This is a genomic window from Muricoccus harenae, assembly GCF_009848505.1.
GTDB classification, from domain to species: Bacteria; Pseudomonadota; Alphaproteobacteria; order Acetobacterales; family Acetobacteraceae; genus Roseomonas; species Roseomonas harenae.
In genome coordinates, this window is record NZ_WWDL01000028.1 from 79,068 (window position 1) to 87,319 (window position 8,252).

Annotated in this window: 7 protein-coding genes and 1 pseudogene; all 8 read right to left on the minus strand. The window is 66.2% G+C overall.

What is annotated here, in order from left to right:
- Positions 1–2 precede the first annotated feature (2 nt).
- Positions 3–983: a CobW family GTP-binding protein gene (locus GSE44_RS18875; RefSeq protein WP_159350385.1), complete on the minus strand. Its 981-nt coding sequence runs from the start codon at positions 981–983 to the stop codon at positions 3–5.
- Positions 980–2,581 carry an amidohydrolase family protein gene (locus GSE44_RS18880; RefSeq protein WP_159350386.1) on the minus strand — a complete coding sequence of 534 codons (1,602 nt, stop codon included), beginning with the start codon at positions 2,579–2,581 and terminating at the stop codon, positions 980–982. Before GSE44_RS18880 ends, GSE44_RS18875 begins: the two co-directional genes overlap by 4 nt.
- Positions 2,582–2,597: 16 nt before the next feature.
- Positions 2,598–3,425 carry an ABC transporter permease gene (locus GSE44_RS18885; RefSeq protein ID WP_159350387.1) on the minus strand — a complete coding sequence of 276 codons (828 nt, stop codon included), beginning with the start codon at positions 3,423–3,425 and terminating at the stop codon, positions 2,598–2,600.
- A gap of 3 nt (positions 3,426–3,428) precedes the next feature.
- A complete protein-coding gene (locus GSE44_RS18890; protein ID WP_159350388.1) occupies positions 3,429–4,463 on the minus strand; it encodes an ABC transporter substrate-binding protein in 1,035 nt (344 codons plus the stop codon).
- Between the two features lie 3 nt (positions 4,464–4,466).
- The gene (locus GSE44_RS18895; protein ID WP_159350389.1) at positions 4,467–5,534 is read right to left on the minus strand and encodes an ABC transporter ATP-binding protein; all 1,068 of its coding nucleotides are present in this window, start codon (positions 5,532–5,534) and stop codon (positions 4,467–4,469) included.
- A gap of 19 nt (positions 5,535–5,553) precedes the next feature.
- A complete protein-coding gene (locus tag GSE44_RS18900; protein WP_159350390.1) occupies positions 5,554–6,363 on the minus strand; it encodes an ABC transporter permease in 810 nt (269 codons plus the stop codon).
- Positions 6,364–6,898: 535 nt separating this feature from the next.
- Positions 6,899–7,828, minus strand: a complete 930-nt coding sequence (locus GSE44_RS18905; protein ID WP_159350391.1) for a tripartite tricarboxylate transporter substrate binding protein — start codon at positions 7,826–7,828, stop codon at positions 6,899–6,901.
- 209 nt (positions 7,829–8,037) lie between these two features.
- A pseudogene (locus GSE44_RS18910) lies at positions 8,038–8,252 on the minus strand (IS701 family transposase); the annotation flags it as partial.

The window sequence follows — 8,252 nt, forward strand, 5'->3', positions numbered from 1 at the left end:
GCTCAGGCTGGTGTGCAGGCAAGGGAAGCCTTCCCACGATAGGGTGAGATGAGGACCGGGGCGGCGGGATTGGCGCCGCGGAGCTCGCGTGCGGTCAGGTCGCGCGCGATGATGACGAGACCTTCCGGCACCTCCCTGGCGCCAGGTACGGAGGTCGGGGGGGCGAAAAGGGTGCCCACGGCCTGAACCAGGAGGGGCTCCTCGGTGCCGGGGCGGCGGATGAAGCCCTTCACGCGGAGGAGGCGGTCTCCGCAGAAGGCGGCGAGGTCCTCCATCCAGTCCAATCGGTCCTCCCAGGTGGCGCGCTCGGCAAAGGTGGCGCGAAGGACCGCGACCCGGGGGTGGCCTCCCCCTCCCTCCTCCTGCTCCGGAATAGGCGCAGCGGTCGGAACCGGTGCGAAAGCGGCGTGGGCCCGGGCGGCACGGTCGGGTTCGAGCACGCGGTGGGCGAGCGGGTTGATGGCCGAGACGAGCGACTCTGCTGCAGCCACTTCGGCGACATCCAGCTTGGTGAAGACGACGCTGCTGGCCGCCGCAATCTGTGCCGCGACCTCGTCGAAGTACTCGGCGCGCTGCGCAGCCTGGGACGCGTCGCAGGTGGTGACCACGCGCACGGCCATGCCGAGCGGGGCGAGCGGCGAAAGGGACCGCAGGATCGGGCCCGGGCGGGAAAGGCCGGAACACTCCAGCACGATGCGGCGGAACGGCGGAAGGCCAGCCCGCGCGCGCTCATCTACCAACGTACGCACCGTGAAGACGAGGTCGCTGGTCAGGGAACAGCAGACGCAACCATTCGCGAGCATGGCCATGGGAATGCCGCCGCCCTGGGCGATGATGGCACCGTCCACGTCGATCTCGCCGGCCTCGTTCACGATGACAGCCGTGTCCGCCGCTGCCGGCAAGGCGAGCCAGTCAACAAGCAGCGAGGTCTTTCCGCTTCCCAGGAAGCCGGCGAGCAAGATGAACTCGGCCGGATAGTTCATGTGGCCTTCGCCTCCAGATCTTTCTCGGCCGCCACCATCGCGCGGATATCAGCCAGCAGCTCCCCAACATCGAAGACCAGACCGGCGCGGATGGTGTGCCGCAGGGCACGGCGCCATTCGGCCTTGCCCGTCTCGTCGTTCAGCCGGAGCGCGCCGCTGCCGTAAAGCAGCTTCCAGTCATCCAGCGGGTTCTCATCCAGGATGAGGAGGTCAGCAGACTTGCCGACCTCGATGCTCCCGGTCTCGTCGTCAATGCCCAGCAGCTCGGCGCCAAGGATGGTGGCGGAGCGCAACACCTCCAGAGCGTTAAATCCGGCCTCTTGCAGCAGCTCCAGCTCGCGCACATAGCCGAATCCGAAGATCTGGAAGATGAAGCCGGAATCGCTGCCGGTGCAGACGCGGCCGCCGCGATTCTTGTATGCGTTCAGGAACTGCATCCAGAGCCGGTAGTGCCCCTTCCACTCGATTTCGTTGGTCACGGACCAGCGATACCAATAGGCACCGTGACCACCGCGGGCAGGCTGGAAGTAGCGCCACATGCTGGGCCAGGTGTAATCGTCGTGCCAATCCGCGCGCCGGAAGCGCATGAGGTCGCGGTTGGCGTCGTAGATCGTCATCGTGGGAACAAAGGTGAAGTCGAGCTCGAGGAAGCGCTCAAGCACCTCGTTCCACTTGGCACTGCCGGGCTCGGCGGATTGCAGAAAGGTCTGGCCTGCGGCCGAGAAGCGGAAATACTCGTCGTTGTAGTTGTAACCGGTTGGATAGGCCTGCACGACGCGGTCATCGTAGAGGGCCTCGGGAAGGCCGTAATAATGCTCAGCGCTCGTCAGGCCCCAACGCGCTGTCGTCAACGCATTCATGCGTGTAACGGCCTGCTGGGCGTGATGGCAGCCGGTGCGGAGGCCGAGCTTCACGCATTCCTCCAACGCCGCACGCATGATGGCCGGCGGGGCCCCGAAGAACTTCACGCCATCTGCCCCGGCATCCTTCGCGCGGCGCAGCCAGTCCCGCGCCTCATCCGGCGTGTGGATGGTCTTGAGCATATCGTTCACGGCGGGGAAGTAGGGATGGGCGCGGATGCGCGGCGCCGCGATGCGATTGGCAGCGGAAGCCTCGCGCTGCTCGGTGACCCAGTCGAGGCCACTGAAGCAGCCCATCTCTCGCACCGTGGTTACCCCATGGGCAAGCCAGAGCTTGTAGACATAGTCTGCGGGCGCCACCGACCCGTGAAGGGCATGGTAGGGCACGCCGATATGGGTATGGCAGTCGATCAGCCCGGGGGTGACGAACTTGCCATGGCAGTCGATCTCGTGATCGCCAGCAGGCGGACGCCGGGAAGGATTGATCGGCTTGTGCGGCGTGCCGACGGGCGTGATGGCCGCGATCCGATCGTTCTCAACCACGATGTCGGCGGGCCCCCAGGGCGGCGCGCCGGTGCCATCGATGATCGTGGCACCTCGCAGCACCAGGCGGCGATAGGGGCCGGCGCCGCGGTCGCGCGAGGTGGCGGCGGGCACGGGCGGCATACCGAGCTTCGTGTTCTTGGTGGTGATTTCAGTGCCGACCTTCGGCGCATCTACCTGGCTGATGCCGGACATGCTGTTCACTTCCCCATCAACGACGGTAGCAGCGGCCGAGCACGGCGCTGCCGACCACGGTCAGCACCAGCGTGAAGCCGAGCAAAATGAAGGCGAGCGCGGCGCCGAAGGGCCAGTTGTTGCCGCGGACGAACTGATCATACACAGCAGGAGCCATCATCTTGAACTGCGGCCCCCCGAGAAGAACGGCACTGGCATAGGTGTTCATGCAGAGCACGAAAACCAGCACCGAGCCGGCAATGACGCCCGGCAAGGCAAGGGGCAGCACGACGCGCCGGAAGACAGTGAGCGGACTCGCCCCGAGGTTGGAGGCTGCCTCCTCCGCTTGGCGGGGAATGCCCTCGATTACCGCGGAAAGGGTGAGGATCATGTAGGGCAGCACCACGGCAACAATGCCTGCAACAACGGCGCCCGTGTTGTAGAGCAGCGGCAACGGCGCAGCGTTGACGCCGAGCCCGAGCAACGCAGCATTGATCGCGCCGCCATTGCCAAGGAGCGCGAGCCAGCCCGCGGCACGCACGACATTGCCCACCAGCAGGGGAAACATGACCACGATGGTGGCGAAGCTCTTCCACCGGCCCTGCATTCGCGCCAGCCAGTAGGCCGTGGGAAAACCGAGTCCCAGCGTGAGCAAGGTGCTGCCCGTCGCCACGGCCAGGGTGGTGACCAACACTTGGCGATAATACGGATCCTGGACGGCCCGAAAGTAATTGGCCGCGGTCGTCGCCTCCACCATCATCTGGGTCGGGCTGAACTCGTTGAGCGAGATGCGGAAGAGCAGCAGCATCGGCGCCACGAGCAGCAGCAAAACCAACACGCCGGCGGGTAGGACGAGCGCGGCCACCGATCAGCCCTTGAACTGCTTGTTCCAGAAATCGAGGATCTCGCCGTGGGAGCGCTGGAGGTATTCGTAATCCGGCGCCTTCAACTGCGCCTGATCCGCCTCGCTCAGGCTGATCTGCTTGGCAATCTCGGGCGGCAGGGAGGCATCCGTCACCGTCGGTAAATAACCCATGCGGTCGGCGAAGGCCGTCTGGGCCTGCGGCTGCAGCATGGCGTCCAGATAGGCGTAGGCGTTGTCCTTGTTGCGGCTGTTTCGCGGAACGGCTGCCTCGAAGACGATGGCATAGGCGCCTTCCTTCGGCACGACATGCCGCAGCGGAATGCCGGCCTTCTGCCACATGTAGCCACGGGCGAGCCACATAGGCGTCATCCACACCTCCTCGCCCTTCAGGGCGGCGGCAAGGGCCTCGTTGGAGGGGTAGATCTTGGCGTCGAGGGAGCGAAGCTCCATTAGCTTATTCCGGGCGGGGGTGTAGTCACCAAAGCTGCCGCCGCCTGCCATGGCGGCCGCGAAAGTGTTGGTGGAATAGAGGATGTCGGAGAAGCCGACGCGGCCGCGATACTTCGGATCCCACATATCGGCGAAGGAGGTCGGCGCCGTGGTTACCTTGTCCGGATTATAGAGCAGGACGAGGGCCGAATAGATGTGCGGGATGGCGTAGGGCTTGCGGAGTGCAGGCAGGATGCTGCCGGCACGCTTCAGGCGGGACATGTCCAACGTGTCCAACGCGTCCTGGGAGGACATCATGTGCATGTCCGTGTCCGAAAGGCAGGCGACGCCCATGGTGCCGCGGCGTGCCTGGCGCTCGGCCAGCAACTTGGTCTTGCGCGGGTCGGCGTTCGCGACGTCCTGCAGTACCTCGATGCCCTGGGGCTGCATCAGGGGCGTGTCGATGTTCTGGCGGAGCAGCTCACCATAATCGCCGCCCCACGTACCCACGACGACCTGCTTGGATTGGGCGCGGGCAAGGCCGGGAAGGCCGGCGGAGGCGGCTGCAATAGCGGCGCCGCCCAGGGTTGCGCGTCGGGAGATGATCATGCGTCAGACTCCTGTTTCGGGTTGCGCCGCCGGCAAAAGCCGGGCGGCGGAAGCATCCCATGAAATCGTCACTGCGTCGCCGGGGGAGAGCCGGCGTAGTGGGTCGTCCGCGCTCGGGGTCTGGCGGATGGCCAGCAGCGGCGTACCGGCGAGGTCCAGATGGTACTCAGTCTGCGGCCCAAGATAGGTGATCATTTTCAGCCGCCCCGCCCCATCGGTGCCGGCGGTGATAGACACGTTCTCTGGCCGTAGCGCCAGAATGCAGGAACCCGGGGGCGCCGGCGAAGCCGCGCAGGGCAACAGTGCGCCGGAACTGGCGCGGAACTGGCCCTGAGCCTCCAGCCGTCCCTCTATCAGGTTGCAGCGGCCGACGAAGCCGGCGACGAAGGGATCGGCAGGGCGCTCGTACAGGTCCTCTGCGGTGCCGACCTGGCGGACGCGGCCGCGCTCCATCACCACGAGACGGTCGGCCATGGTGAGGGCTTCCTCCTGGTCATGGGTGACGATCAGGGTGGTGAGGCCGAGGCGCTGCTGAAGGGCGCGTATTTCCATGCGCACCTCGCCGCGCAGCTTGGCATCCAGGTTTGACAGCGGTTCGTCCAGCAGGAAGACAGCGGGATTCACGACCAGGGCGCGGGCCAGGGCCACGCGCTGCTGCTGCCCACCGGAAAGCTGGCGCGGCAGCCGATCCTCAAGCGCGTCAAGGCGCACAAGACGCAGGGCCTCGCGCACGCGGGTCTCGCGCTCGGCGCGGCTCACCCGGCGCATCTCCAGTCCGAATGCGACATTCTCCGCCACCGTCATATGCGGAAAGAGTGCGTAGGACTGGAACACCATACCCGTATCGCGTGCATGGGGTGGGGTGCGGGTGACATCCTTCCCGCCGATCAGCACGCGGCCGGCGCTCGGCGGAACAAAACCCGCCACCATGCGCAGCGTGGTGGTCTTGCCACAGCCCGAGGGGCCGAGAAGCGCCACCATCTCGCCCTGGCCAACATCCAGGTCGACGCGTTCCACGGCGGTAGAGGCACCATAGCGCTTGCCGAGTGCGTCGAGAACGAGGCTGCCCATCAGGCGAATGCTCCGGCGATCATACGGTCCTCGCGATGGAAACGAAGCGGTCGGTAACGAGCATCAGCACGGCCACGAGAAGGATCTGCACAGTGGCCACAGCAGCCAAGGTCGGGTCCACCCGGAATTCAAGATAGTTGAGCATGGCCACCGGCAGGGTGGTACGGCCGGGGCCAACCAGGAGAAGGCTCAGCTCCAGGTTCTCGAAGCTCTGAATGAAGGAGAAGAGACAGGCGGCGATGATGCCCGGACGCATGGCCGGAAGGGTGACGCGGCGGAACACGGTGAAAGGGCGCGCGCCCAGATTGGCAGCGGCCTCCTCGGCGGCCTGATCCATGCCCTGGAGGCTGGCGGTGACAAGGCGCACGGTCCAGGGAATGGTCAGCAGCACATGGGCGGCGACCAAGCCCTCCAAGGTGGAGGTTATGTCGCGGTCCAGCCAGAACTCGGCGCGCAGGTAGAACATGTAGAGGGCCGTTCCGGCCACTACGCCGGGCACGGCAAGCGGGCCAAGCAGCAGCGTATTCAGTGCGCCGCCGCCGCGCGGCTTGGCGCGCACCAGGGCAAAGGCGGCTGCGGTGCCGAACGGAACACCAACCAGCGTGGCCAGCAGCGCGACCTGGAGGCTAGTGATAAAGCCACGTGCGAACTCCTGCCGCTCCCAGGCATTCACGTACCAGTCGAGCGTCAGGCCCTCCGGCGGGAAGGAGACGATCTCTTGCCGGAAGATGCTGATCACCATGACCATCACAACCGGCGCGAGGATGAGGGTGAAGGCAGCGCCGACCAGCGCTGCGAAGGCAACGCGACCGGGCGACGGCAATGTCACGATGGGTTCCTCTCTCGCTGCGGGTGGCCGCGACCCAAACCATGGACGGCGACCAGGCTAGCACGTGCAGTGCCAGACCGCCGCAGACACCATCATCGGCCTTGCCGCTCTTCCGTGTGAGCCTTCGCGGTCTCGGCCGTGCGGATGAAACAGGAAGCGAGCCTCGGGCGCCGCCCCTCGCTCTTGGCTACGCGGTGGCGGTCTTCCCATACACTGGCCCGTCCAGCCGTCAAGCGGCGGCCGGGTGCTTCGGAGGTGACGCTCGCCAAGGCCTAGCCTACCCCGGTCGGGAGCTTGGCAACTCCAGCCGGGCCGCGTGGCACGACGGCGAAGGAGACGGCTTCGGAGAAGGCAGGCCGGAATCGGCCCGCATGTCCCATACCGGACGCACCATGTGGCCGGCCGCCTTCGCGCCGGACACATGCGTCAGCGCCAGACCACGTGTCGCGCTGAACCCGCCCCCCCCCCTTACACGAGCGAAGCGCTCAGGCGCGTGACGGGATCATGTGGGTCATACACCTCTATCCTTCCCGCTTCACTCACGCGCCATTCCAAGCTCCTGCAGGACCTTCCGATTGCTCTCGCTCTCAGCGGCAAAGCGCTCGCGGAACTCGGTGCCGCTCGCATAGCTCGGCACCGAATTCAGCCGGGTGGCCGCGGTGCGGAAACTTTCACTGGCTACCGCCTCGCCACAGGCGCGCTGGAGGACCGCCGCCGTCGCGTCCGGCAGGCCGGCCGGCGCCACCAGCCCTCCGGCGGAGCTGCCGATGATCGGGTACCCCCCCTCGGTAAGCGTCGGCACCTCCGCAAGTCCGGGAAGCCGGGTCGCACTGAACACCCCAGCCACGGGCAGGCCGGTGGAGACCGGAATGGAAGGACTTTCCACGAAAGCCATGATCTGCCCGCCCAAGGCCGCCTGCGCCATTGGCCCCGCACCGGTGAATGGCGCGTGGAGCGCTTCCACCCCCGCTCCGCGCAGCAGGCGAGCAATGAGGATGTGTTGCGTGCTGCCCTGGCCGGGCGAGCCGTAGACGAGAGCTTCCCGTTTCGTACGGCCGTAAGCGACCATGCCAGCGAGATCCTGGAACGGTGCATTTCGGCCAAGAATCAGCACCTGCGGGTTGTCATAGACGAGGCAGAGGAAGCGGAAGCTGTCGAGGGAGTAGCTGAGCGGCACGAGATGCGTCTGCGCCGTCAGCGGCGTGTTGGGCGAGAGGCCAATTGTGTAGCCATCCGGCCGGGCGCGGGCGATCTCGGCATCGCCGATCGTGCCCGAAGCGCCGCCGCGATTGACGATCACCACACCTTGCCCCAGGGCTCGCGACAGCGCGGTTTGCAGGGCACGCGCCATGAGGTCCGTGTTGCCCCCTGGCGGATATGGCACGATCAGCTGGATCGGGCGGGCCGGGTAGCTCTCCTCTGCTGTCGCAACGCCGGGCAGTGCCAGGAGCAAGGGGGCTAACAACCAAATGCTCCAGCGCCTTACCCTGTTCAGCAACTTGCCGCGCATGCCTTCCTCCTGTTGAGTTCTTGAATGGGAGACTAGTCTTACTGTGTCATTTCCAAGCGGGGCCTCTGGATTGCTGCAGGCAACAGGGGCAGCGTGGGAGGGATTGGACGAGGCTGACGATGAGGCGGCATCGGACGGTGCTGATCGAATATGGGACGTGACGCTCAGGTCGGACTGGGGGTGCCGCGCGGCTGGAAGCCCTGGGGTAGCGCAGGTGCCGCGAGGTGTCCGCGGGTGAAGCGGTGCTGAGGGGGAAAAAGGCAGCGCTCGGCCACCAGGAAGCCGAGGGCTGCGATGCAGAGGCTGGCGTGGTGATGGAAGCCGCGCCAGCCGCGGCCCTCGTAGTGCCCGAGGCCGATCTCTTGCTTCAGTTCCTGGT

Bases quoted from the DNA above. Each gene is read 5' to 3' on its own strand.
- GSE44_RS18875 (WP_159350385.1), bottom strand. From the start codon at position 983: ATGAACTATCCGGCCGAGTTCATCTTGCTCGCCGGCTTCCTGGGAAGC.
- GSE44_RS18880 (WP_159350386.1), bottom strand. From the start codon at position 2,581: ATGTCCGGCATCAGCCAGGTAGATGCGCCGAAGGTCGGCACTGAAATC.
- GSE44_RS18890 (WP_159350388.1), bottom strand. From the start codon at position 4,463: ATGATCATCTCCCGACGCGCAACCCTGGGCGGCGCCGCTATTGCAGCC.
- GSE44_RS18895 (WP_159350389.1), bottom strand. From the start codon at position 5,534: ATGGGCAGCCTCGTTCTCGACGCACTCGGCAAGCGCTATGGTGCCTCT.